The sequence below is a fragment of the Vibrio sp. 10N.261.52.C2 genome, from assembly GCF_041471425.1.
In the GTDB taxonomy this organism is placed as follows: Bacteria; Pseudomonadota; Gammaproteobacteria; order Enterobacterales; family Vibrionaceae; genus Vibrio; species Vibrio crassostreae_C.
This window is the reverse complement of sequence record NZ_JBFROH010000032.1, coordinates 92,853-93,265: the sequence shown is the minus strand read 5'-3', so window position 1 is coordinate 93,265 and position 413 is coordinate 92,853.

Here is a 413-nt window from a genome sequence, read left to right as displayed (position 1 = left end):
AGAAATCAGCGGCTTTTTTGCATCTGAAGCTTTTTAAAATATAAAGCTCATCTAACAAAACTCTCTACAGTCCCAGTTTCAAACCCATTCACTTTATACCTAGTTTTAAATTCCGATCTCACCGTTCTAAACTAAAAGTTCATGCGCCTAAGCCACTCCTCTCATAACTTTACCTGCAAGCCAATTAGATACTTTCTTTTTTAATAGCACAGAAACACTTCACGTATAACAAAAGTTGGGAATACTTGGCTTATTGAATATTAGATTTTGTCGGCTTCTTAATAAACCGAACAATAAATAATCATTCAGAACAAAAATACCAAAAAGCGTTCATAAAAAAAGCAGTCAGTTAATAAGGGTATTTACAAGCGAAAGCCACCCTTATATTATACGCGCCACTGGAGGGATGGCTG